At 52.6% G+C, this 22,786-nt stretch carries 20 protein-coding genes; 12 read left to right on the forward strand and 8 right to left on the reverse strand.

The annotated features are described in order from the left end of the window. The first annotated feature begins 15 nt into the window (after positions 1-15). From BXP70_RS12690 to BXP70_RS12715, 6 genes are all read left to right on the forward strand, one after another. The gene (locus BXP70_RS12690) at positions 16-591 is read left to right on the forward strand and encodes an NADH-quinone oxidoreductase subunit NuoE family protein (RefSeq protein WP_086594448.1); all 576 of its coding nucleotides are present in this window, start codon (positions 16-18) and stop codon (positions 589-591) included. Between the two features lie 30 nt (positions 592-621). Continuing rightward, positions 622-1,962 carry an NADH-quinone oxidoreductase subunit NuoF gene (gene nuoF / locus BXP70_RS12695; RefSeq protein WP_086594449.1) on the forward strand — a complete coding sequence of 447 codons (1,341 nt, stop codon included), beginning with the start codon at positions 622-624 and terminating at the stop codon, positions 1,960-1,962. A 113-nt stretch (positions 1,963-2,075) separates the two neighbouring features. After that, entirely contained in the window at positions 2,076-3,083 is a 1,008-nt protein-coding gene (locus BXP70_RS12700; protein ID WP_086594450.1) for a 2Fe-2S iron-sulfur cluster-binding protein, read from the forward strand. Between the two features lie 3 nt (positions 3,084-3,086). Continuing rightward, positions 3,087-4,160, forward strand: coding sequence for an NADH-quinone oxidoreductase subunit NuoH (gene nuoH, locus BXP70_RS12705; RefSeq protein ID WP_086594451.1), 1,074 nt, complete (start codon positions 3,087-3,089; stop codon positions 4,158-4,160). A 67-nt stretch (positions 4,161-4,227) separates the two neighbouring features. Beyond that, a complete protein-coding gene (locus tag BXP70_RS12710) occupies positions 4,228-4,803 on the forward strand; it encodes a NuoI/complex I 23 kDa subunit family protein (protein ID WP_086594452.1) in 576 nt (191 codons plus the stop codon). 94 nt (positions 4,804-4,897) lie between these two features. Next, a complete protein-coding gene (locus tag BXP70_RS12715) occupies positions 4,898-5,410 on the forward strand; it encodes an NADH-quinone oxidoreductase subunit J family protein (RefSeq protein ID WP_086594453.1) in 513 nt (170 codons plus the stop codon). 73 nt (positions 5,411-5,483) lie between these two features. On the opposite strand, the gene BXP70_RS12720 is transcribed toward BXP70_RS12715, so the two are convergent. The 3 genes from BXP70_RS12720 to BXP70_RS12730 all read right to left on the reverse strand — a co-directional run bounded on the left by BXP70_RS12720 (position 5,484) and on the right by BXP70_RS12730 (position 7,498). Beyond that, positions 5,484-5,870: a hypothetical protein gene (locus tag BXP70_RS12720; RefSeq protein WP_179197676.1), complete on the reverse strand. Its 387-nt coding sequence runs from the start codon at positions 5,868-5,870 to the stop codon at positions 5,484-5,486. Positions 5,871-5,946: 76 nt separating this feature from the next. Continuing rightward, the gene (locus tag BXP70_RS12725; protein ID WP_245849620.1) at positions 5,947-6,549 is read right to left on the reverse strand and encodes an RNA polymerase sigma factor; all 603 of its coding nucleotides are present in this window, start codon (positions 6,547-6,549) and stop codon (positions 5,947-5,949) included. A 151-nt stretch (positions 6,550-6,700) separates the two neighbouring features. Then, a complete protein-coding gene (locus BXP70_RS12730) occupies positions 6,701-7,498 on the reverse strand; it encodes a hypothetical protein (protein WP_086594454.1) in 798 nt (265 codons plus the stop codon). Positions 7,499-7,971: 473 nt separating this feature from the next. On the opposite strand from BXP70_RS12730, the gene nuoK reads away from it, so the two are divergent. The 5 genes from nuoK (at position 7,972) to BXP70_RS12755 (ending at position 13,664) form a co-directional block, all read left to right on the forward strand. Next, the gene (nuoK, locus tag BXP70_RS12735) at positions 7,972-8,304 is read left to right on the forward strand and encodes an NADH-quinone oxidoreductase subunit NuoK (protein ID WP_086594455.1); all 333 of its coding nucleotides are present in this window, start codon (positions 7,972-7,974) and stop codon (positions 8,302-8,304) included. A gap of 83 nt (positions 8,305-8,387) precedes the next feature. After that, complete coding sequence (gene nuoL / locus BXP70_RS12740; protein ID WP_086594456.1) at positions 8,388-10,337, forward strand: NADH-quinone oxidoreductase subunit L; 1,950 nt, start codon at positions 8,388-8,390, stop codon at positions 10,335-10,337. A gap of 11 nt (positions 10,338-10,348) precedes the next feature. Further along, entirely contained in the window at positions 10,349-10,696 is a 348-nt protein-coding gene (locus BXP70_RS12745) for a superinfection immunity protein (protein ID WP_218779786.1), read from the forward strand. Then, entirely contained in the window at positions 10,696-12,153 is a 1,458-nt protein-coding gene (locus tag BXP70_RS12750) for a complex I subunit 4 family protein (RefSeq protein WP_086594458.1), read from the forward strand. The genes BXP70_RS12745 and BXP70_RS12750 overlap by 1 nt, the downstream gene beginning before the upstream one ends. A gap of 113 nt (positions 12,154-12,266) precedes the next feature. Then, positions 12,267-13,664, forward strand: coding sequence for an NADH-quinone oxidoreductase subunit N (locus BXP70_RS12755; RefSeq protein WP_086594459.1), 1,398 nt, complete (start codon positions 12,267-12,269; stop codon positions 13,662-13,664). Between the two features lie 357 nt (positions 13,665-14,021). Here the strand turns inward: BXP70_RS12755 and BXP70_RS12760 are convergent, their stop codons facing one another. From BXP70_RS12760 to BXP70_RS12780, 5 genes are all read right to left on the reverse strand, one after another. Next, positions 14,022-15,299, reverse strand: coding sequence for an OmpA family protein (locus BXP70_RS12760; RefSeq protein ID WP_179197677.1), 1,278 nt, complete (start codon positions 15,297-15,299; stop codon positions 14,022-14,024). 188 nt (positions 15,300-15,487) lie between these two features. Beyond that, positions 15,488-16,765: an OmpA family protein gene (locus BXP70_RS12765; RefSeq protein ID WP_086594461.1), complete on the reverse strand. Its 1,278-nt coding sequence runs from the start codon at positions 16,763-16,765 to the stop codon at positions 15,488-15,490. A 181-nt stretch (positions 16,766-16,946) separates the two neighbouring features. Further along, the gene (locus BXP70_RS12770; RefSeq protein ID WP_245849621.1) at positions 16,947-17,741 is read right to left on the reverse strand and encodes a 3'-5' exonuclease; all 795 of its coding nucleotides are present in this window, start codon (positions 17,739-17,741) and stop codon (positions 16,947-16,949) included. Positions 17,742-18,138: 397 nt separating this feature from the next. After that, positions 18,139-18,795: a response regulator gene (locus BXP70_RS12775; RefSeq protein ID WP_086594462.1), complete on the reverse strand. Its 657-nt coding sequence runs from the start codon at positions 18,793-18,795 to the stop codon at positions 18,139-18,141. Positions 18,796-18,988: 193 nt separating this feature from the next. Continuing rightward, positions 18,989-22,081, reverse strand: coding sequence for a sensor histidine kinase (locus tag BXP70_RS12780; protein WP_179197678.1), 3,093 nt, complete (start codon positions 22,079-22,081; stop codon positions 18,989-18,991). A gap of 175 nt (positions 22,082-22,256) precedes the next feature. On the opposite strand from BXP70_RS12780, the gene BXP70_RS12785 reads away from it, so the two are divergent. Further along, a complete protein-coding gene (locus BXP70_RS12785) occupies positions 22,257-22,763 on the forward strand; it encodes a DUF2314 domain-containing protein (protein ID WP_086594464.1) in 507 nt (168 codons plus the stop codon). The last annotated feature ends 23 nt before the right edge of the window (positions 22,764-22,786 follow it).

Here is a 22,786-nt window from a genome sequence, read left to right on the forward strand (position 1 = left end):
CCGAACTTGACCCTTATGGAACCTACTACTGCGCCCACCAAACCCCAGTTCTCACCTGCTGCTCAAGTTGAAATTAAGCGCCTGCTCACGCACTACCCCGACGACCGTAAGAAGTCGGCGTTGTTGCCGGTGCTTCACATTGCGCAAGCTGAATTTGGTGGTTGGGTGAGTCCCGAAGTACAAGATTTAGTGGCTGCGACCCTAGGTCTTCAGCCGATTGAAGTGTATGAGGTAGCTACCTTCTACACCATGTTCAATCTCAAACCAGTTGGCAAGCATGTGCTGGAAATCTGCCGGACAGGTCCGTGCATGTTGCGTGGCTCTGATGAGCTAACGGCTCACTTGGAGCGCATTACGGGCGCTAAAGTGGGCGGTCCAGCCTCCGAAGACGGTTTGTTTACGCTGAAAGAGGTAGAATGCTTAGCCGCTTGCGGCTTTGCTCCTATCGTTCAGGTTCGGGAGAAATACTACGAAAAGCTTGATACCCCAGAAGCAGTAGATGCTATGCTAACCGAGCTCCGTAATCAGGTACATCGTCCTATTTTGCCTTGGGAAGAAGTGGGCCTGCCTAACTCATTGAAAAATAATTAACAGCTGGCCATCAGCACAACGCTTACTACTATGGGCCGCAAGCTATTAACCGAACATATCAACGTTGAAGGCATCGACACCTTTGAGGTATACCGCAAACATGGCGGCTACCGCTCAGTGGAAAAAGCCCTGAAAACGATGACACCCGACGAGGTGGTGGAAGAAGTGAAGAAGTCGGGGCTACGCGGCCGCGGCGGTGCTGGCTTCCCCACCGGCATGAAGTGGAGCTTCCTGGCGAAGCCCGAAGGTGTACCGCGTTATCTTGTCTGCAACGCCGACGAATCGGAGCCGGGCACCTTCAAGGACCGGCAGTTGATGTCGAAGCTGCCGCACTTGCTTATCGAGGGGATGATCACGAGTTCGTACGCCCTAGGCGCCAACACCTCGTACATCTACATCCGCGGCGAGCTGTTGTACGTGCTACGCATTCTAGAAAAGGCTATTGCTGAAGCATATGCCAACGGTTTTCTAGGTAAGAATATCCTAGGTTCAGGGTACGACCTAGACCTGCACGTGCATCCTGGCGGCGGCGCTTACATCTGCGGCGAGGAAACGGCATTGCTCGAATCATTGGAAGGCAAGCGCGGCAACCCGCGTAATAAGCCGCCATTCCCGGCTGTACAAGGCCTCTACGCCCGCCCGACGGTGGTAAACAACGTCGAGTCAATTGCTGCTATTCCGGTAATTGTGAACATGACCGGTGATGAGTATGCTAAAATCGGTGTGGGTCGTAGCACAGGCACTAAGCTTATTTCGGCTTGTGGCCACCTGAATAAGCCCGGCATTTATGAAATCGAGTTAGGTGTTCCGGTTGAAGAGTTTATCTATTCCGACGAGTATTGTGGTGGCATCTGGAAAGGACGCGAATTAAAGGCGGTAGTAGCCGGTGGCTCATCTGTTCCAATCCTACCTAAAGAGTTGATTCTAAAAACTGCCGCCGGTGAAAATCGTCTCATGACCTATGAGTCACTCTCTGATGGCGGCTTTATCACGGGCACTATGCTAGGTTCGGGTGGCTTCATTGCCATGGACGAAACCACTTGCATCGTGCGCAATACGTGGAATTTCTCTCGTTTCTACCACCATGAGTCGTGCGGGCAGTGCTCGCCGTGCCGTGAGGGAACGGGCTGGTTAGAGAAAGTGCTGCACCGTCTAGAGTACGGCCACGGCCATATGGAGGATATTGACTTGCTGGTAAGCGTTGCCAAGCAAATTGAGGGCAATACTATTTGCCCCCTCGGTGAAGCAGCCGCATGGCCCGTAGCGGCTGCCGTGCGTCACTTCCGGGATGAGTTTGAGTGGCACGTGAAACACCCACAAGAAGCTACACGCCCCGGTGCTGTGTATCCAGGTAAGGCAGTGCTTGCATAGAACTTAGAAGTAAGAACTTAAAGCGTAGAACCACTGAACGACAACAGCATAAGATTGCATAACGCGGTCTACGCTCCAAGTTCTAGCATCCACGCTCTCAATCAAGAATCTAAATGGCTAAAATAACATTCGATGGCGTTGAGGTGGAAGTACCAGACGGTACCACCATTCTCAACGCGGCGCGCAAGATTGGCGGCAGCATCGTGCCGCCGGCCATGTGCTATTATACGCCACTGCAAGGCTCGGGCGGTAAGTGCCGCGCTTGCCTAGTACGCGTAGCAGCGGGCTCAGCCAAAGACCCACGCCCCATGCCGAAGCTAGTAGCCTCGTGCGTGACGCCGGTGCAAGACGGCATGGTGGTCGAAAATACCACGTCCGAGCAAGTCCTGAACGTGCGCAAAGGCATCGTGGAGATGCTACTCATCAACCACCCACTCGATTGCCCTGTGTGCGACCAAGCCGGTGAGTGTGATTTGCAGAACTTTGCTTTCGAGCATGGCGTGAGCACCACCCGTTACCAAGAAGAGCGCCGCACGTTCGAGAAAATCGACATTGGTCCGCTGATCCAGCTGCACATGACGCGCTGCATTCTGTGCTACCGCTGTGTGTACACGGCCAATCAGATTACCGACAACCGCGTGCACGGCGTGCTAGGCCGTGGCGACGCGGCAGAAATTGGTACTTACATCGAGAATGTTATCGACAACGATTTCTCGGGTAACGTTATTGACGTGTGCCCAGTGGGCGCTTTAACGGATAAAACCTGGCGCTTCAAACAACGGGTATGGTTTACCAAACCCGTTAATGCCCACCGCGACTGCTCGCATGAGAAGTGCCCTGGCCGCGTGGTGCTGTGGTACAAAGGCAAGGATGTGCTCCGCGTAACGGCCCGCAAGGACCAGTATGGCGAGGTAAAAGAGTTTATCTGCAACGAGTGTCGCTTCGAAAAGAAGGAAACGGCCGACTGGGTGATTGAAGGTCCAGCACACATTGACCGTTCATCGGTAATTTCGGCCAATCACTATGAGTTGCCGGTACTCAATCAGCAAGTGATTGCTGATCTGCCTGAAAGCTCCGTGCGCGACCTAGAGCAGAACCCACCCATGAAATTAGGTAACTAGACAATGGAACTTCCTGTACTGGGCTGGCAAGCCCTTGTGATATTGGTGGTATTTGGCATTTCGCTGCTTATCGCTACGTATTCCACTTATGCGGAGCGGGTTATTGCCGCTTTTCTGCAAGATCGGGTAGGACCTGACCGTGCCGGCCCTTTCGGCATCTTGCAACCCTTAGCCGACGCTGTGAAGCTTTTCACTAAAGAAGAGTTTTTTCCAGCCGGTGCTAACCGGGCGCTGTTTGTCTTCGGCCCGTGCCTAGCTATGGTAACGGCGCTGATGGCGTCAGCTGTTATTCCGTTTGGCAATTACTTGCAGTTTGGTACCACCATCATTCACTTGCAAGGCATTGAGGTAAACATTGGAATGCTGTACGTGTTCGGCGTCGTGTCGCTGGGTGTATACGGTATTATGATTGGCGGCTGGGCCTCTAATAATAAGTTCTCGTTGCTAGGTGCTATCCGGGCAGCTTCGCAAAATATCAGCTACGAGCTAGCAATGGGTATGGCCCTAATTGCGGTGCTGATGATGTCGGGCACGCTGTCGTTGCGCGAAATAACTTTGCAGCAGTCGGTGCCCGGCGAGTGGCACTTCTGGAACATCGTGAAGCAGCCAATCGGCTTTATCATCTTCATTGTGTGTGCCTTTGCCGAAACGAACCGTACGCCATTTGACTTGCCAGAGTGCGAAACCGAACTAGTTGGTGGTTACCACACGGAGTACAGCTCCATGAAAATGGGATTATACCTGTTTGCTGAGTACATCAACGTGTTTGTAGCCTCGGCTGTGATGAGCGTGCTCTACTTCGGTGGTTTCAACTTTCCGTTCCAATATGAGCTACGCGACTTCCTTGCGCAGTCGCAAGGAGCCGTAACGGCCCAGAACATCATCACCATTCTAGGTGTAGTGGCGGTCTTTATCAAGATCTTCTCGTTTATCTTCTTCTTTATGTGGGTGCGCTGGACCTTGCCACGCTTCCGCTACGACCAGCTCATGCGCTTAGGCTGGACGATTCTGATTCCGCTGGCTATCTTCAACATCATCCTCACGGGTGGTCTGATTCTGTTCGGCGTTATTCAGTAAGTGCTCATCTAGCGTCGACCTAGGTTTGGTGTGATACTAACCTAGGTCTTTGAACAACATTTAGACTATGCAACCTTTAAGCAATAGAGCCAAAAAGCTAGAGAAGAAGCCGATGACGCTGGCCGAGCGGGCCTACTTACCGGCTATTTTCCAAGGCTTGAGCATTACCCTACGGCACTTCTTCTCGAAGAAAGCAACTATTCGTTATCCGGAGGAGACGCGGCCGTTCTCGCCTGTATTTCGCGGCTTGCACGTATTGAAACGAGATGAGCAAGGCCGGGAGCGGTGTACAGCTTGTGGTCTCTGCGCCGTGGCTTGCCCCGCCGAAGCCATCACGATGGTAGCCGGCGAGCGAAAAAAGGGCGAAGAAGGCTTGTACCGGGAAGAGAAGTACGCTGTCAGCTACGAAATCAACATGCTGCGTTGCATCTTTTGCGGCCTCTGCGAAGAAGCGTGTCCTAAAGCAGCTGTTTACCTGCAAGCTGATAAGATGGCTCCACCGCGTTTTGAGCGCGACGAGTTTATCTATGGCAAAGACCGCCTTGTGGAGCCTGTGGCACCCGATGCACGCTCTAAGCGTGGCATTCAACTCACGCCAGAGCAGGCTCAAGTTCTGAGTACTAAGCTAGCTCAACCCGCCTAGGTACAGTGCGAAGCTCCAGCTTCGCCTATTGTCCGATTGGACACTTACCGTTCACTGATGCACGAAGCTGGAGCTTCGCGTTACATTCTGCGCAATGTCACCTCTCTTCTTCTTTCTGTCGTTTGTGGCGCTGTTCAGCGCGTTGGGTGTGGTGCTGGCCAAAAACCCGGTGCACAGCGTATTGTTCCTGATCTTAACGTTCTTCACGCTATCAGGGCACTATCTACTGCTGAACGCGCAATTTTTGGCGGCTGTCAACATCATTGTGTACGCCGGTGCTATTATGGTGCTGTTCCTGTTCGTGATTATGTTCCTGAACCTGAACGCCGAAACGGAACCACATAAATCGACTGTCTCGAAAATAGCGGCGGCTATAGCAGGGGGTTTGTTGTTCGTGGTAATGGTTGCGGCCCTGCGCGATGTGCAACCCGGAACAACCTACAACGCTACCACTTTCGACTCGCAGATTGGCATGGTAGGTCAGCTAGGACTAGTGCTGTACCAGAAATATCTTTTACCGTTTGAGCTAGCTTCTGTGTTATTTCTCACGGCAATGGTAGGCGCAGTGATGCTCGGCAAGCGCGAAGCCGGCGAGCGGCACTTTTAAAATCAGATACGATCTACGAAAAACGGCACCTGAACTTTCAGGTGCCGTTTTTCTTTTTGTGCTTTGCTCGTCGTTACTCGGCGTGAGTTGGCTGTGCTGTTTCGGAAGGCTGGCGTCGCATCCATGTCGCGCCACTACAGCTAGCTTGCATCTTCTGCCGAAACTTCTCTTGTTGCTCTGGCGTCATGCCAGCCAGGCGAGATTCTACTTTCTCCCGCCACATTTTCTTTTTGCGTGCCCAGCTAGCTTGGCTATGGCCGCCACGGCCCCAGCCACCAAATAGAATGCGTGAGAGCACCAGCAGTCCTAAAGTCTGCACAAAGTTGATGCTAGGTCCATGGAAGAGTACGGGCACTAGCCAGTTCCAAAGGCTCATAGTAACAAAGCCTGCAGCAGCCACAAACAAGGCAGCGAAGGCTACAAAACGAAGGCCACGAAGTAGCCAAAAGTTACGGTCCATGGGGTGAGATGCGAAGGTGATGATGTTGGGAGGCTTGCTTGTTTTAGTAAGTACGCTTTTAACAAGGCAAGTCGCATCAATCGGTGAACAAATTAGTGTAAAGCGCTTGCAAGCGCTGCCGTAAGTGTTGCACGGCGTAATGCTTGCGTGAAATCAGGGTTTTGAGTGGCACGCCAGTCTCTTCCACAAGCTCTTTAAAGGTTCTGCCCTCCAGCTCGTGCCACACGAACACGTCGCGCTGGTTTCTAGGTAGTTCCTCCAAGGCTTCCGCCAGAGCCTCCATGATTGTTTCGCGGAGCAATCGATTTTCGGGCGCGTCGTCGGGTGCAGGTAGCACGTCGGCCAGCAGCAGGCTACCTTCCTCATTATCGGTGTAGCGGAGCGCTTCGGTTTCCAGAGAACTGGTTTTTTTGCGCCGATACAGATCCGTGATGCGGTTGCGGGCCACACGAAACAGCCAAGCGGCGACCTTTTCTACTGGCTTAAGCAAACGGTAACTTTCCACTAACTCTCCAAAAACATCCTGCAGAATGTCTTCGGCGTCAGCTTCGTCGGGTACGCGACGGCGGATAAAGGCGAGCAAGCGAGCACGTTGCTCCTGTACAGCCTCCTGTATCTGCCGGTCCTGTCCTGTCATGGTGGCCGTGGTTGCGCCGGTGGTGAGAGCTAGAGATTCCATTCTACTAGCGCAGACGAATATGGCTGCGAAATATTTTAAAGACGACAATTATTTTCGAAAGCCTCAATAGCAGCAGGCCCACGCTGCTGATCGTTCACGGATCAGTGGCGTGGGCCTGCCCAAAAAGCTGGCTTATCTCAAGGCTTACTTGCTAGAACTTGGCGGTAAGACCTAGCTTCAGGTATGACATATCATAGCCCACTTCGCCAAAAGCACCTAGCTTATCAGAGAAGTAGTACCGACCACCGACGAAGATGCCTGAGGTGACGTAGCTGGCACTGGTTTTAGAGTAATAGATATCGGTGCCGGCGTTGTCGGAGTAACGTTCGTGCCGGATGCCCAGCGAGATACCAGCATACGTATCAAGCTTCGGGTTTTCGAAGACATCATAATGATAGGTGCCGCGGGCCGAGACCATAATATTGCTCCAAGAGCCCTTGTAGCCTCCCGACTTCCAGCCGTAGGACTTGTAGCCTACCATGCCACCTACGCCGATAGTGCCCGGTCCAACGTTATCGGCAATACCATACTCGAAGGATGCACTCATGGCTGGGGTAGAATGCAGACCTGACAATCCGTAGCCGTAGCCAAGACCTAGGCCTACCCCTAGGTTCACAGCCTTACTGCCCTTGACGAAAAGCTGGCTTGTGGCTACCATCTTGTTTACTGCGGTAGGCTCAGGAGCGGGAGGAGTCGTAACTTCAGCAACAACTGGCGCCTCAGCAACGGGCTTGCTAGCGGGAGTTAGTGTTGCTGGCTTAACCGCTGGCTTGGCGACTGGCTTGGCCGTTGCTTTAAAGCTGGTGCTGGACACTGGCTTGGCGGTTGTTGCTTTGGTAGCTGCCGTTGTTTTGGTGGTAGCCGGACGAGCAGGCGCTTTAGTTTGGGCCACTGCGGAGGCACTCGTTAGGGCGAAAAACAGGAAGGCGGGAGTAAAGTACTTTTTCATGGTAGTAACTTGAGCGTTATGAGTAGTAAGCATTAGAAAGTAGCACCCGATAGAAGTGCAATTCCGACTAGGAACGATGCAAAACTACGCTACCCACTTCCTGACGTCAATCGCCTAATCATGTGACGCGTCTCACCCAATTATGTGATATTCTTCTATTTATAATTTTATAATGCAACGTGTGTTCTGACTAGCTTTTCCGTCTTGTAGTCACATCAACATGTTATATCCACTCCTAGTGAAACCGCTCGTTATTGAGCGGCTTACTTCTTCTTTCTGCTAAAGCTGCTTTCGCAAGGACTCGATAGCCCGCAAAAAGGAGACTTCGCCTACTGCTTTGCGCTTGCGCTAATTAAGTTCTGCGCAGAATGTTCTTGGCTTCGCGGCTTTTTCCGAATTTCGGATACCTTTGCTAGGTACTCACCCCAGCCGAGCTTCGGCTGTTTCGCCGTTTTATCGGACCGCCCAACTGCATGGAACAGAATATCCCAGAAGTTATCCGCACTGTCCCGCTTCAGTACTATATCTATTTTGCTACCGCATTGTTCGCCATCGGCGTAACGGGCGTCCTCACCCGCCGCAATGCCATTATCATTTTTATGTGTGTGGAGCTCATGCTCAACGCCGTAAATGTGCTGCTGACGGCTTTCTCCGCCTATCGATCTGACCCCAATGGTCAGATTTTCGTGTTTTTTATCATGGCAGTGGCTGCAGCCGAGGTATCGGTTGGCCTTGGTATTATCGTGATGATCTACCGAAACTTCCAAACTACGGACGTCAACCTTCTTAATCGCCTTAAGTGGTAGCCTTCCTATAGCCGTGGCATTGCGCTACTTATCTATTTTGATAGGCGCAATCTGACGATCTGACTTCTCTTTCGCATCAACTTATGCAAGAAACTGTTCTTCCTGCGGCCGGCGCGCCTCTCCCCACGCTGGTGTACCTGCTTATTCCGCTGCTGCCCTTCCTAGGTTTTCTTTTGAACGGCTTGCTCAACAAACGTTTGTCGGGAACGATGGCTGGCATCATCGGCAGCACTACCGTTTTAGGCTCGTTCCTGATTTCGGCTTACCTATTCAGCACCTTTCAGTACCAGTACACGGTCACGCTGTTCGACTGGATTTCGGTGGGCTCCATGCAGATTCCGTTTGCGTACCAAATCGACCAGCTCAGCCTCATCATGCTGCTGCTCGTGACGGGCGTTGGCTTCCTGATTCACGTGTACAGCATTGGCTACATGCACCACGACGAAAACGTGGGCAAGTACTTTAGCTTCCTGAACTTGTTTGTGTTCAGCATGCTGGTGCTGGTGCTTGGAGCCAACTTTGTCATTCTGTTCATCGGTTGGGAAGGCGTAGGGCTCTGTTCGTATCTGCTCATTGGGTTCTGGAATAAGCACGAAAACTTCAACAACGCCGCCAAGAAAGCCTTTATCATCAACCGCGTTGGTGACCTAGGTTTTTTACTTGGTATCTTTCTTATTTACCTCACCTTCAACTCGGTACAGTACGGAGAGGTATTTCACAAGGCATCATTAGCACAATTCGGCCCATACACCAAGGAGATTTGCACGGCCATTACGCTGCTGCTCTTCGTGGGCGCGATGGGTAAGTCGGCCCAGCTGCCGCTCTATACGTGGCTCCCCGATGCAATGGCTGGCCCCACGCCCGTTTCGGCTCTTATCCACGCCGCAACCATGGTAACGGCTGGTATTTATATGGTGCTGCGCTCCAACGTGTTGTTTACCCTAGCTCCTACCACGCTAGAAGTCGTGGGCATTGTGGGCTTGGCTACTGCCTTTTTTGCCGCTACAATTGGCTTGGCCCAAAACGACATCAAAAAGGTGTTGGCCTACTCTACCGTGTCGCAGCTAGGCTATATGTTCTTGGCCTTGGGCGTGATGGGCTACACCTCTTCCATGTTCCACGTCCTGACGCACGCTTTCTTCAAGGCGCTGATGTTCTTGGGTGCAGGCTCCGTAATTCACGCCATGAGCAACGAGCAAGACATGCGTCGCATGGGTGGTTTGCGGAAAGCTTTGCCAATTACGTTTTTAACTTTTCTGATTGGCTGCCTAGCTATTTCAGGAATCCCGCCTTTCTCGGGCTTTTTCTCCAAAGACGAAATTCTGAGTCACGTATATGAGCACAATAAGCTCATGTGGGCTATCGGCCTGTTCACCTCTTTTCTGACGGCCTTCTACATGTTTCGTTTGCTGTTCCTCACTTTCTTCGGTCAATTCCGTGGCACTGAGGAGCAGAAGCATCACCTGCACGAGTCGCCCGCTTCCATGACGTTGCCGCTTATCATTCTGGCGGTGCTGGCGGCAGTAGGCGGCTTCATGGGCGCTCCTATGTTCTTAGGCAAGCACTACCTAGCCGACTACCTAGCTCCAATTTTTACTTACTCACAACGCCTCAACCCAGCCGCTTTTGCTGCCGAAGTGGACCACAGCACAGAGCTCCTGCTCATTGGTGCTTCTGTGGCAGCAGGTGTGCTTGGCATTGTGCTAGCTTACGTGCAGTACGTGAGCCGCGCCGTGCTGCCCGCCGAGGATGAAGGCCAGCGCTCGGCGCCCGAAAGTCTGGTATACCACAAATACTATGTGGATGAACTGTATAATGCCTTGTTTGTGCGGCCTGTCATGATTTTGTCGCGGGGCTTGTATCGCTTCGTCGAGCAAGGCATCATCGACCCCATTGTGAACGGCTTTGGCCGTATCACCCTTGGCGGTGGACAGCTCCTGCGTTACGTCCAGACAGGCACTACCGGAATGTATCTGATTCTGATGGTGGTAGGCATCGTGCTGATTCTCGCGCTTAACCTCTTTCGGCTTTAAGCTTTGTATCAATGCGCAGTATCCTTCTTTTCCTGGGAGATATAAGCAGCAGTGAGCTGATGCTCATTATGCTCATGGCTCTTCCTATTGGAGCAGTACTGCATTTCCTACCGTCTATTCTTGGCCGTAAACGGCCAGATATCTTAATTATTTTTCTGGTGAATCTACTAGCAGGGTGGTCAATAGTTGGCTGGTTTGCTGCTTTTTACCTAGCTCTTCGCAAAACTCCTACTGTCATTCCTGCTGCGCCTTCTTTTCCTTCTTTAGCTGATGAACTCACGAAGCTTCGTGATCTGCGCAACCAAGGCGTACTCACGCAAGAAGAATTCGAGCGTCAAAAGAATAACTTGCTTACCTAATGCTTACAGCTGTTCTCCTTTTTTTCCCCCTAGCGGCTGCGTTGCTGCTGCACTTCTTTAAAGGTGGCACTGCCCGCGTGGTGGCGTTTGGGGCGGCGTTGCTTGAATTTGTGCTGGCGGTAGTAGTGGCCGTTGCTTCCAAATCATCAGCGGCAACCCAGTTTGCCATCGATCAACCCTGGATTGCCTCCTCTGGCATTCGGTTTCACATCGGGCTCGATGGGTTGAGTTTGTTGCTGGTACTGCTCACCACCTTTTTGGTGCCGTTGATCATACTAGCTTCTTTCCGCCACGACTATAAGAATGCGTCGGCTTTTTACGCCCTCATTCTATTCATGCAAACGGGTCTGATTGGCGTGTTTGTGTCGCTGGACGCCTTTCTGTTCTACTTCTTTTGGGAAGTGGCACTTATCCCGATCTACTTCATTGCCGGCGTTTGGGGTGGCGAGCGGCGCGTGCAAGTCACGTTTAAGTTCTTCCTCTACACCATTATTGGCTCGCTGTTCATGCTGGCGGCCTTCGTGTACCTCTACTTTCAAACGGGTGTTAATGGTGCCGAACGCAGTTCCGACTTACTCGCGTTTTATAACCTGAGCCTGAGCGCTGCGCAGCAATCCTGGCTGTTCTGGCTGATTTTCATTGCTTTCGCAGTGAAGATGCCCATCTTTCCCTTTCATACTTGGCAACCGGATACCTACACCGAGTCACCTGCACCAGCAACCATGCTGCTGTCGGGTATCATGCTGAAAATGGGTATTTACGGCACGTTGCGGTGGCTGCTGCCTGTTGTGCCGCTGGGCGTAAGCCAGTGGAGCAAGCTGGTAATGATCCTAGCGGTCATTGGCATCATTTACGGCGCCATCATCGCCATTCGTCAGCGCGACCTCAAGCGCCTGATAGCTTACTCGTCGTTTTCGCACGTTGGTCTGATGGCCGCGGGCGTGTTCTCGCTCACGCAAATTGGCCTGCAAGGTGCTGTTATTCAGATGCTTGCCCACGGCGTAAACGCTGTTGGTATGTTCTTCGTGGCCGACGCCATTGAGCGCCGCACGGGCACCCGCGAAATATCTGACCTAGGTGGTCTTACCCGCCATACACCGGTGCTGTCCGTCACCTTCCTCGTTATGTTGCTCAGCACGGTGGCCTTGCCACTCACGGCGGGTTTTGTGGGCGAATTTCTGCTGCTAGCCGGTGTGTACGAGTACAACGCCTGGTTAGGAGCTGCCGCCGGCTTGACCATCATCTTTGCGGCAGTGTACCTGCTGCGCATGTTCCAGCGCGTGATGCTCGGCCCTGACACATCACTCACGGCCACGTTCCGCGACTTGACGGGCGCTGAGCTAGCTGTGTTGGCACCACTGATTGTGCTAGTATTCTGGATCGGCTTGTTCCCTAACACCTTCCTGCACATCTCCGAACCTAGCATTATTCAGCTGCTCGATATTGTAAAACGATAGTGTGCAGCGGCGCGAAGCCTGCGCTTCGTGTGGCGTCTGGGCCCTGTGTTTCCCTTTATCGATTGTCGTTCAACGATGCGTGAAGCTTCTGCTTCGCATTACATTCAGCCGATATGACTTCTATTGTTCTTCTTTCTGTTCTCGGCATTGCCAATCTGTTCTTAGGCTTTTTGCGCTCCAATCGCATTTTGCTGCCAGCAGCCCTCGTTATCCTGTTGCTAGCTTTTGGCGCCAATGTGCTGGATTGGGGAGCTGCGCCGCAGTCGTACTTCAATAATATGCTCACCATCGATAACTATTCGGTGGCTTTCACGGGCATTGTGGTTCTTACGACACTGCTTCTCCTCCCCTTCTCCGAGAAATATGTGCACGATGGCGAAGCAAACCTAGCTGAGTACTACTCACTGTTATTATTTGCGCTGGTAGGCGCCATCATGATGGTGAGCTACGATAACATGCTGATGCTGTTTGTAGGCATCGAAATTCTAAGCATTTCGATGTACGTACTAGCTGGCTCCGACAAGCGTAACGTGCGCTCCAACGAGGCCGCGCTGAAGTACTTCCTCATGGGCTCATTTGCCACGGGCATTCTACTATTTGGCATTGCGCTGGTATATGGCGCTACGGGCACATTTCAGCTCACCCAAATCGGCGCCGGTGTTGCCAACCCAGCCAATGCTAGCTTTATGCCTATGCTTTACATCGGCATGTTGCTGATGTTTATTGGCATAGGCTTCAAAGTTTCGGCAGCCCCCTTCCACTACTGGACTCCCGACGTGTACGAAGGAACGCCCACCTTTTTCACGGCCTTCATGAGCACAGTGGTAAAAACCGCTGGCTTCGCCGCATTTCTGAAGCTGTTGCTGTTTGCTTTCAGCACGGCCCAAAGCTTCTGGGTTCCGACCATTATGGCCATGACGGTGCTGACTTTACTTATCGGCAACGTAGGAGCGGTGGCGCAATCCAGCGCTAAGCGTATGCTCGCTTACTCTAGCATTTCGCACGCTGGCTACTTGTTTATCGGGCTGGTAGCACTCAATGGCAAACTTTCCGAAAACGGTATATTCTTTTATTCGCTGGCTTATTCTATTGCAACTGTCGCGTCCTTTGCCGTGCTCAAGCTTGTCATCGACCAACGCCAGCGCGAAGACTATGACGGGTTAAATGGCCTAGCAAAAACAAACCCTTTGCTTGCCTTCGTCCTGACGGTAGCGATGCTCTCATTGGCTGGCATCCCGCTCACGGGTGGCTTCTTCGGCAAATTCTTCCTGTTCGGCGCGGCTGTCGACAAAGGCTACATTGGCTTGGTCGTGTTTGCCGTGGTTATGTCGATGGTAGGTATTTACTATTACCTGCGCCCAGTTATTGCCATGTACATGCGTCCTGCTGCTGACGAAGCAGCCACGACCCCAATCGTAGTTAGTGGGTTTCAATCAGCTGTCTTGGTGATCCTAGCTTTGTTGACTATTCTCTTAGGCGTACTACCAGGGATTGCAAGCAGCCTCTTGTAAAACCTGTTGTAATCTATATTACGCAGAAGCCCCTTCTTGGTAATCCTAAATTAGGGACTACCAAGAAGGGGCTTCTGCGTACTGCCTTGCAGTAGAATGTGAATTCGTATTAGTCAATGGCAAACATCTTCTACAGAGTCATCTACACGCTTTAGCTAGGTTCTTTCTGATGCCAACTGGTTATTCAAACTACTTAGCAATCAACTTCTTTAAAACCACAAAGGGCGACCATAATGGTCGCCCTTTGTGTAAGTAGTAAAGTAGTAAACTTTTTGTATAGGCTTTAACTATTATGGTATGGTAAGTAGTTGTAATAGGTGGTTTTACAACTACTATGCCAAAAGCCTAAAATCACTTCTATTTTCTCGTAACGCGAAGACTGATACGGCGGTTGAGGGCACGACCATCTTCGGTGTCGTTGCTGGCAATACCGTGTTTGTCGCCGTAACCTTTGGCCTCAATGCGCGCTGTGGCAATTCCCATATTAATCAGTGTAGCCATTGCAGCTTTCGCCCGGTCCTCGCTCAACTTCAGGTTTTTGAAAGCATCACCGCGCGTGTCGGTATAGCCGCCGATTTTCACTTTGGCCGTCGGGAAATTTTTCAGAATATCGGCTACGTTTTGCAGCTGTACCAATGATTCGGCCGTAAGCGTCGTCTTATTTGGCTCGAAGTACACACGGTCGAAACTGATCCAACCCTTGGTGCGGTTCACCGAGTCAACTTGTGTGTTAGCGTCCGCCAGGAATTGATAAAGTTTACTCTCCGTCGAATTGGCGCCTACCAGTTGCTTGGTTCCGTTGTTCAGCTTTAGCACCGTCGGGAGCCCAGTGTCGTAGATGTAGCTGTCGCTAGCTTGATCGTAATGGCCGTTAACGGTCGCGGCGGTGTTTGTTTCTGTTGCTGACTTCTTATTGGTAGCGTTGGCGGGCGTAGCAAACCCATCAACACCAGTCAGCGCTGCCGAGCTAGGTGCCTCCACCGCTCCGGGCTTGTAGCCCACTAGGTATCCAATAAGGGCCGCCGCCACGACTAGTGCCACCCACAGCCAGCGGCTTGTTTTGTCAACTGTTTGTGCCACCGTCGCTGGCCTAGCCATCTCTATATGAGGAATGCTGGCGAGCAACGGCGTAGCGGCTACTGGCTGCGCCGGGTGGTGTTCCCGTTGACTTTGCAGCCACAAGCTCAGCTCTTCAGCATCCCAGCCGTGCTCAGTTACCTGCTCCCCTAGCATTCCCAATGCTACGGGCACTACAATATTGAGTAGGTCAGCGACGGAAGTTGTTTGAATCCCAGCGGCTACTGCAATGCTACGCACGGCACCCTGATACCGGTCCTCAAGTAATGACTTGATCAGATTCACGCCGCGGTTGGCATCTACGGCTGCCTCGTGCCGTAGCATTTGCTGCGGGCTACTCAGCACGGCCGCTTTCGATGCCTCACGCGCCATACCCCACACGACATCTCTACCTCCTACGCGCTCGGCCAACTCGATCAGGCTGTTCACCGTGAGGGGTACAATGCGACGCAGGGCACTCCGAATACCTAGCTCTTCCTCGCGGGCTAGGTCGCCGGTTTGCGTAAGAGCATTACGGAGGATAAAGCTCTTTATTTCTTCCAGTAGACTTTGCGTCATAATCATAGGATTAGCAGTTACGTTTTGAGGACGTGATAATACAAAAAGTTAGCGGATAAACACCAAATACTTAGTTTACAAATACTTGGTAATCAAGCGCCAACTGACGAGCTGCTTATACGTTTCCCAATGAAAAAGAGCGGCTAATGGGGCCGCTCTTTTTCATTATCCTCCTTTAAAAAGACGTTTTATTTTTTTGTTACCCGAATACTTACGCGCCGGTTTAGTGCTCGTCCGTCTTCGGTAGTATTGCTGGCAATGTTGTGCCGCGAGCCATATCCTTTCGCTTTCACACTGGCGGCCTCAACGCCCATCTTGACGAGCGTCGCTTTTGCTGCTTGTGCCCGCGCCGCACTCAGCTTTTCATTGAGCACAAACCCACCTGTGCTGTCGGTATAGCCCCCTAGCTGAACATGGGCCTGGGGAAACGTATTGAGAATACTTGCTACGTTTGATAGCTGCCACATCGATTCCGGCGTCAGGATCGCCTTGTTCGGTTCAAAATAAATGCGGTCGAAAGTAATCCAGTCGTTGCCCGAGCTAAGCGTATCGACCTGAGCAGCTGGGTTGGCCAAGAATTGATACAGCTTATTCTCCGTAGAGTTCACACCAATTATTTGGCGTAGGCCCCCTTTGAGTTTGAGCACAGCTGGCACGCCGGCCTGCCCGTAGATGTAGCTCCCGTTAGCGGTGCTGTAATTGCCGTTGGCCGCAATAGCAGCTGGGTTCACAGCATCCCAGGGCCCATCGGCAGCAGTTCCGCCCGCTGCTCGAGATGCTAAGTTGCCTGCCTGCGGATAGCTTTCTTGCGTAGGTTGATAACCTAGCAAGTAACCGATAACGCAAGAAGCCACCACCAAGGCAATCCAGAGCCAACGACTTGTTTTTTCGGCTGAATGTGTGGTACGCTGTTGGGAGTGAGTTGGCGTCTTGAAGGTTGCTGCTGGCATTACCAGCGTAGGAACGCCGGATGGGCTCGTATGCTGACCTTGCTGAGTGCGCAACCACTGGCTCAGCGATTCAGCATTCCAGTTGTGCTCGCTTGCCTGTTCGCCCAGCAGACCGAGGGCAACAGGCACTACAATGTTCAGCAGGTTGGTGACCGACGCAGGTTGAATGTCCGTAGCTGAGGCAATGCTTTGCACGGCGCTGTCGTACCGCTCCCCTAATAGTGAGCTGATTAGTTTGGCGCCCCGGCTCGAAATAGATTTAGTGGCGTACAAGGTTTTGTGAGGGTTGCTTAACAACTCCGATTTCGCTGCTTCGTGAGCCATGCTCCACACTACCTCACGGCCGCTTGCTTGCTCCGCTAATTCAATTAAACTACTGACTGCTAGGGGCACTATGCGTCCTAAAGCATTCTGCGCGGCACTTTCCCGCTCATCGGCAATGCTGCCCACTTGCATCAGCTCGTTGCGCAACACGAAGTTCTTTACTTCCTCTAATAGGCTTTGGGTTAAGATCATGGCGAGCGTGGTCGTAAGGCGAAAGCCTAGTGCAACTTTTTTCTTGATTATTACTATTCAAGAAAAGATCCATACGACAGGCACCTACCACTCGGATTTAGCAGCTAGCTCAACCTTGCGTTTTGCATGCCTACTCCCACCCTACTTTCAAACGCAACGCCCCGTGGCAGACGTGCAAATCTCATACGCGGCGCATAACCACGCCAACCTCGTCGGCGTACACCACGGCATTATCACCAAAGGGCACTTCGCCGCGGAAGCGCTGGAGCAGTCGGGCGGTAGTAATAATGTCTTTTTGGCAATAGTGCACAATGCGCGGCAAGTCATTGTCGCTGTAGTACACGCGCGCTACATCGGCTCCCGAGATGTCGTCTTTGGGCGTTGGAATGCCAAACATAGCCGCCAGTAAAGCCAGCGATGTGAAGGATTTCCGGTCGCCAAACTTCCACAGCTCCATGGTGTCGAGGTGGGGTATCTCCCAGGGTTTTTTGCCCGCGATGTCGAGCTGAGGTGGCAGTTGCAAGCCATTAATAAGCAGGCGACGACCTAGGTAAGGAAAGTCAAACTCTTTCCCATTGTGCGCGCACAGCAGGTAGTTTGGTTTGCGCGCTAGCAGCGTCGAAAACTCCTGCAGCATTTTTTTCTCGTCGTGGTCGGCAAAGCTTTTCACTTTGAAGCGCCACTGCTCCTCCTGCTTATCTAGGTAAAAGCACCCAACCGAAATGCACACCACGCGGCCAAACTCAGCGTAGATGCCTGCTTGCTCGAAGAGGCTGGCAGCCTCCAAGTGCGAAGGCATTTCTTCCACGTCGGCGCGGCTCGAGCTCCAGCCTTTCTCACGGCGCAAAGCGTGGCACTTGTGCTCCCACAGCAGCCGCAACATATCATTCAGCTCATCGTGACAGCCCACGCACGGCACCGTTTCGATGTCGAGAATGAAGAGCTGATCGAGCGAGGTTTTTTGCAGAATCTGCATGGGAAAGGCTGCTAACGGAATGTAACTACTCCGAAGATAGCCTATTCACCCCGATGCACGCAATGGAATCTAGGTCAGATCAGGGCTGAAGCCCGCCAATTGGCTACCACAGAGAAGATAAGCTGTTGGCAGAAAACCGCGGGGGTGGCACTTTGTTGCTGACCTAGCTCAGGCTAGGGCGGGCTGCTTGGTGAGGCAGAGACCCAACAGAATCAGGGCGAGATGACGACGTGGCTTTGCCATACAACAGAGGGGAGGTTTAGGCGCCCTTGGGGCGCCGTGCGTTCATGATGGAACTTGCTCTGCAAAGTGAGCACTACTGCTAACCCTACAAGATACTCATTCTTGGCACCCGCCGTCAATCACATAATGATGTGATAAGTTGACCCCAGCTGGCCTAGGTCAAGCCCTGGCGCAAAGCTTTGCTAACGGCCTCCGTCATCGAGCGCACGTGAAGCTTTTCGTAAATCTTTTTGATGTGCGAACGCACCGTATCAATGCTGATGCCTCGGTCGGCGGCAATCATTTTGTAGCTGTAGCCTTCGACCAAGAGCCGCAGGATTTCCCGTTCGCGGGCGCTTAGGTTGGCGGCCGATTCGTCGTTGCCCGCGGAAGGAGAAGCTGGTGCCTTTGGAAAAAGCTGTAGCACTTGGCGAGCAATAGCGGGCGTCATGGGAGCACCGCCGGCGCGCACCTCACTGATAGCTTCGAGCAGACGGGCTGGGGGCGTTTTCTTGAGCAAGTAGCCATCAGCCCCGGCGCACACAGCCCCGAAAACCCGGTCGTTTTCCTCAAACACTGTGAGCATCACCACATTAATGGTAGGCGCATTAGCCTTTATACGGCGTAAGCCTTCAATGCCATTGATGCCAGGCATATCGATGTCCATTAGCACTACGTGGGGCTGCAGACGGGCCACGTCGGTTGTTACTTGCGTGCAATTACCAAAAGCTCCTACTAACGACAACCCTGGGGCGCCTGCTATCAGCTGACTTAGGCTAGCCTGCAAATCGGGATTGTCTTCGTAAATGAGTACGCGAGTCGATGTTTCCATAACGAGTTGAATTATGTCACCAAGGTACGACAGCCCCGAACGCCGCGCGACTGCATAATCATGTGATACCGCGGCTGCTAACAACTACTTGCTGTTACCTAAAACGGCACATATGCATAAGTTAACAAACTAATTATCAGTTTACTATTTCAACATCTTCCCTTTGCTCGGCGCGCTAATTATTCTTGCCAACCTAGCTATCTAGTGGAATGCTTAACTCTATTTTCGTGCCCTGGCCGGGCGCTGTTTGAATGGTAAGCGTACCTTTTAATACGGCAGCCCGTGCCTGCATATTTACCATACCGTTGCCACCACCCCGGGCTGGCGCATTGGGGTCGAAGCCCACTCCATCATCTTCTACTTTCAAGATCAGACGGTTGCGCTCATACAAGAGGTTGATAGCCGCTTCCTTGGCCTGGGCGTACTTAGCTAGGTTATTCACAGCTTCTTTGAACAGCAGGAAAAACTCCCGGCGGGCCTGCATATCCAGGCGCAGTCCTTGTACAGATGGTGCCACTCGGAAGCTAAAGTCGATGCCGCGGCTCTCGAGCACTTCGGAGGCAAAGCGGCGCATGCGGGCCGTTACATCGTCTAGCGAGTCGTGGGCAGGATTGATGGCCCACACAATATCGTCCATGGCGTCGAGCATACGCCGCGAACTGTCTCCAATTTGCTCCAGTAAGTGGCTCGCTTGCTCGGGGCGTTGGTGCTGCTGGTGGTCGCGGGCTAGCTGACTTAGGATGGAGATGCTGCTGAGCGTGGAGCCCATATCGTCGTGGAGGTCGCGGGCGATGCCGTGGCGGACCCGCTCCATAGCCAGCAATTGGCGCACCCGCACCCGGTACGCGAAGAACAACACCCCAAACACGCCCCAACTGCCAAGCACCCGAAACCACCACGTTTGGTACCAAGGTGGCTCTACTACAATGATAAGCGCCGTGCCGGCTTGGTTCCACACGCCATCGTTGTTAGTGGCCCGCACCCAGAAAGTATAAGTTCCAGGGCTTAAGTTGGTGTAAGTGGCTTCGTTGCGGCTACCCGTTACTACCCAGCCCCGATCAAAGTTTTCGAGCCGGTACGCATACTTGTTTTTGTCGGGGCGCCGGAAGTTTAGGGCGGCAAAGCGTAGGGAAAAGAAATAGTCGCGGGGGCTTAAGCGGATCAGGTGACGCTCCGTAATAGACGTATCCAGCGTCACGGGCTCGTTGAACTTGCGGAACTCTGTTAGCACGACTGGCGGCGGCGTGTTGTTAACGCGCACCTCACCGGGCCGGAAGACGACCAACCCGCTCACGCCTCCAAAGTAGAAGCGGCCGCTGCGGCCCCGGTAGCAGGCGCCCGCGTTGAACTCGTCCTGCAACAACCCGTCGCGCGTGTCGAAGTTGTGAAACTGCCGCGTGCGTGGCATAAAGCGCGCTATGCCCTTGTTGGTGGAAAGCCATAAGTTGCCCTGTGCGTCCTCCAACAGGCCATACACCATATCATTGGGCAAGCCCTGCGGTTCGCGGAACGTGGTAAAATAACCCTGCTGGGCATCATCAAGTCGGCAAAAGCCGCCACCTTCCGTCCCAATCCATAACGTGCCCGTCCGATCTTCCAAGATGGCACGCACGAAGTTGCTACTCAGCGTTTTCGTCCGCCGGGTATTGGCTTTAAAGGCTCGAAACTTTCTTGCCTGCGCATCAAATTGGCACAAGCCGCCACCACCTGTCCCGATCCAAAGCCTGCCCTGATGATCTTGGCAAATAGCCCGCACAAAGTTGTTGCTTAGGCTAGCCGGATCTTTCGGATTGTTCTGAAAAGTGATGAATCTTCCAGAGGTAGCATCATACTGGTTTAGGCCATTTTCGGTACCAATCCACAGGCGTCCCTGCCGGTCCTCGTACAGCGCCCGAATAAAATTATCGCTGATTGTGTAGGGCGCTTCCGGGTCGTGGCGGTAATGGCGGAACTGGGTACTGCCCGGCTCTAGGCAGTCTAGCCCCTGGCTTTGGGTACCTACCCACAAACGACCTTTGCGGTCAAACCATATTGCTCGCACATGGTCTTCGCTGAGGCTGCCAGGGTCTTGTGGGTTGTGGCGAAACTCGCTGCGCGCCCCCGTGCTAGGGTTGTAGCATACCAACCCCTCACTTTCCGTCCCGACCCAAGCGCGGCCAGCCACATCTTCGCACACCGCCCACAACGGCCCGCCTCCACGCTTACTAATTGGGTAGCTCGCGAAAGCGGCGGGCTGCCCACTGAAGCTACTCAGGCCGGCCTCGGTCCCTACCCACAACAGACCTGTGCGGTCTTCAAACAACGACTGCACTACGTTGCCAGGCAACGAATGCGGGTCATGCTGCGCGTGTAGGAACGTGTCAAAATTCTTGTCCTGCGGTCGGTAGCGGGCTAGGCCCGTGGCAGTACCCACCCACATAGTACCTAGCTTATCCAGCAATAAGGCGTGGATGTTGTTGCTGGGCAAACCGCCAGGTTGGTTAGTAGCCCTGATTACTTGCGCCGCTTCCCCGTGGGCACCTAAGTACGCAATACCATCCGTTTCAGTACCAACCCACAGGCCTCCTTGCAAATCGGGGAATAAGGAAGTAATAGAGCTGGCGGCTTGCCAACGTGGATGTGGCACCAGCTGATTGGTGCGCGGGTCGAGCCGGCTGACCCTCCCCTCACCCGTACCGACCCACAACGCGCCATCCACGGTTTGCGCAATTGCTCGAATAGAATTGTGCCGGACGCCCGCCTCTTCCGTGGGTGCGTGTTGAAAGCGCTGCACAGGCTCACCATCATTTCCTACTTGGTGCAGCCCGTCTTCCGTCCCGACCCAGATGCGGCCTTCCCGGTCACAGAACACCACTCGAACAAAGTTATCGGTAATGCTACCCCGCTCGTTAGGCTTAGATTGAAAGACGCGAAACCGGCCAGTTAGCGGGTTGTATTGGCAAAGCCCACCGCCGCCAGTCCCAATCCATATTTTGCCCTTCTGGTCTTGCGTCAGGGAAAGAACGTAGTTACTACTTAAGCTTCCTGGGCGCTGTGGGTCGTTGCGAAACACGTGAACACCCGTTCCCTCAAATCGGTTCAAGCCATCCTGGGTACCTAGCCACAGAAAGCCGCGCTGGTCTTGTAACATAGTCGACACGCTATTCTGCGACAGGCCGTTGGCGGTTGTGAAGGTATCGAATAATAGGGTAGGCGCATGCCCTGCTGGCGGCATGGCCCACACCCTAGGTGCAGATCCTATCCCCAGGTACATCACCCAAAGCCACAGAACGATACTTCGTTTCATGCGCATGCAGCAGCTAGCCGGGCCATCAAAATTCAGCTAGCCAAAACTAGGAAAAATCACTGCTTGTGCTGCACTATTTATTGGAGGGCTTTCTGCTCTTCTGGAATCAATAATTGTCATCTATTATATCAAGCAATACATAGTAAATTTCGCATACCATACTCACTTCCTTATAATGATCAAGAAAGACTTCTCCTGTTTATACTGTTCTCTAATTTTGTTCGCTTGCATAAGCTGCGATCCTTCTAGTACCAAGCCTGCAGAAAGAGAAAAAGGTGTGTATTCCATCGAATCAAATGATCCAGAAATGACCCTAGCTATTAAGCGAGGCAAAGCCAGTTTCTCCCAGTTTCTATCAGCTATGCAGCAACAAGATTCTGCAAATTCCAACTTCGCCGTTAAGGTGCACTACGACGATGGAGAACAAGTAGAGCACATCTGGCTAAGCAATTTAACTGTCGAGAATAGTCAGTTGTATGGCGTTGTAGATAACGTTCCTGAGTTTACTAAGCAGGTTAAGGAAGGTCAAAAAGTTAAAGTAGATACCAGCTTAGTGACCGATTGGAACTATACCAGAGGCAAGAAACTCATTGGTGGCTATACGATCAAATTACTCCGGGAACGCATGACACCAGCTGAAAGAACTGAGTTTGATGAAAGTACTGGTTGGGAAATAGAATAAAACTAAAAGCGGCACCTGATCCA

Source organism: Hymenobacter crusticola, assembly GCF_002154225.1.
GTDB lineage: Bacteria > Bacteroidota > Bacteroidia > Cytophagales > Hymenobacteraceae > Hymenobacter > Hymenobacter crusticola.

What these genes read in the sequence shown, in the direction of transcription:
- BXP70_RS12775 (WP_086594462.1), bottom strand. Translation starts at nt 18,795, where the DNA reads ATGGAAACATCGACTCGCGTACTCATTTACGAAGACAATCCCGATTTG.
- BXP70_RS12755 (WP_086594459.1), top strand. Translation starts at nt 12,267, where the DNA reads ATGACTTCTATTGTTCTTCTTTCTGTTCTCGGCATTGCCAATCTGTTC.
- BXP70_RS12750 (WP_086594458.1), top strand. Translation starts at nt 10,696, where the DNA reads ATGCTTACAGCTGTTCTCCTTTTTTTCCCCCTAGCGGCTGCGTTGCTG.
- BXP70_RS12715 (WP_086594453.1), top strand. Translation starts at nt 4,898, where the DNA reads ATGTCACCTCTCTTCTTCTTTCTGTCGTTTGTGGCGCTGTTCAGCGCG.
- BXP70_RS12780 (WP_179197678.1), bottom strand. Translation starts at nt 22,081, where the DNA reads ATGAAACGAAGTATCGTTCTGTGGCTTTGGGTGATGTACCTGGGGATA.
- BXP70_RS12785 (WP_086594464.1), top strand. Translation starts at nt 22,257, where the DNA reads ATGATCAAGAAAGACTTCTCCTGTTTATACTGTTCTCTAATTTTGTTC.
- BXP70_RS12760 (WP_179197677.1), bottom strand. Translation starts at nt 15,299, where the DNA reads ATGACGCAAAGTCTACTGGAAGAAATAAAGAGCTTTATCCTCCGTAAT.
- BXP70_RS12720 (WP_179197676.1), bottom strand. Translation starts at nt 5,870, where the DNA reads ATGGACCGTAACTTTTGGCTACTTCGTGGCCTTCGTTTTGTAGCCTTC.
- BXP70_RS12725 (WP_245849620.1), bottom strand. Translation starts at nt 6,549, where the DNA reads ATGGAATCTCTAGCTCTCACCACCGGCGCAACCACGGCCACCATGACA.
- BXP70_RS12700 (WP_086594450.1), top strand. Translation starts at nt 2,076, where the DNA reads ATGGCTAAAATAACATTCGATGGCGTTGAGGTGGAAGTACCAGACGGT.
- BXP70_RS12745 (WP_218779786.1), top strand. Translation starts at nt 10,349, where the DNA reads ATGCGCAGTATCCTTCTTTTCCTGGGAGATATAAGCAGCAGTGAGCTG.
- nuoL (WP_086594456.1), top strand. Translation starts at nt 8,388, where the DNA reads ATGCAAGAAACTGTTCTTCCTGCGGCCGGCGCGCCTCTCCCCACGCTG.
- BXP70_RS12770 (WP_245849621.1), bottom strand. Translation starts at nt 17,741, where the DNA reads ATGCAGATTCTGCAAAAAACCTCGCTCGATCAGCTCTTCATTCTCGAC.
- BXP70_RS12765 (WP_086594461.1), bottom strand. Translation starts at nt 16,765, where the DNA reads ATGATCTTAACCCAAAGCCTATTAGAGGAAGTAAAGAACTTCGTGTTG.
- nuoH (WP_086594451.1), top strand. Translation starts at nt 3,087, where the DNA reads ATGGAACTTCCTGTACTGGGCTGGCAAGCCCTTGTGATATTGGTGGTA.
- BXP70_RS12730 (WP_086594454.1), bottom strand. Translation starts at nt 7,498, where the DNA reads ATGAAAAAGTACTTTACTCCCGCCTTCCTGTTTTTCGCCCTAACGAGT.
- nuoK (WP_086594455.1), top strand. Translation starts at nt 7,972, where the DNA reads ATGGAACAGAATATCCCAGAAGTTATCCGCACTGTCCCGCTTCAGTAC.
- BXP70_RS12690 (WP_086594448.1), top strand. Translation starts at nt 16, where the DNA reads ATGGAACCTACTACTGCGCCCACCAAACCCCAGTTCTCACCTGCTGCT.
- nuoF (WP_086594449.1), top strand. Translation starts at nt 622, where the DNA reads ATGGGCCGCAAGCTATTAACCGAACATATCAACGTTGAAGGCATCGAC.
- BXP70_RS12710 (WP_086594452.1), top strand. Translation starts at nt 4,228, where the DNA reads ATGCAACCTTTAAGCAATAGAGCCAAAAAGCTAGAGAAGAAGCCGATG.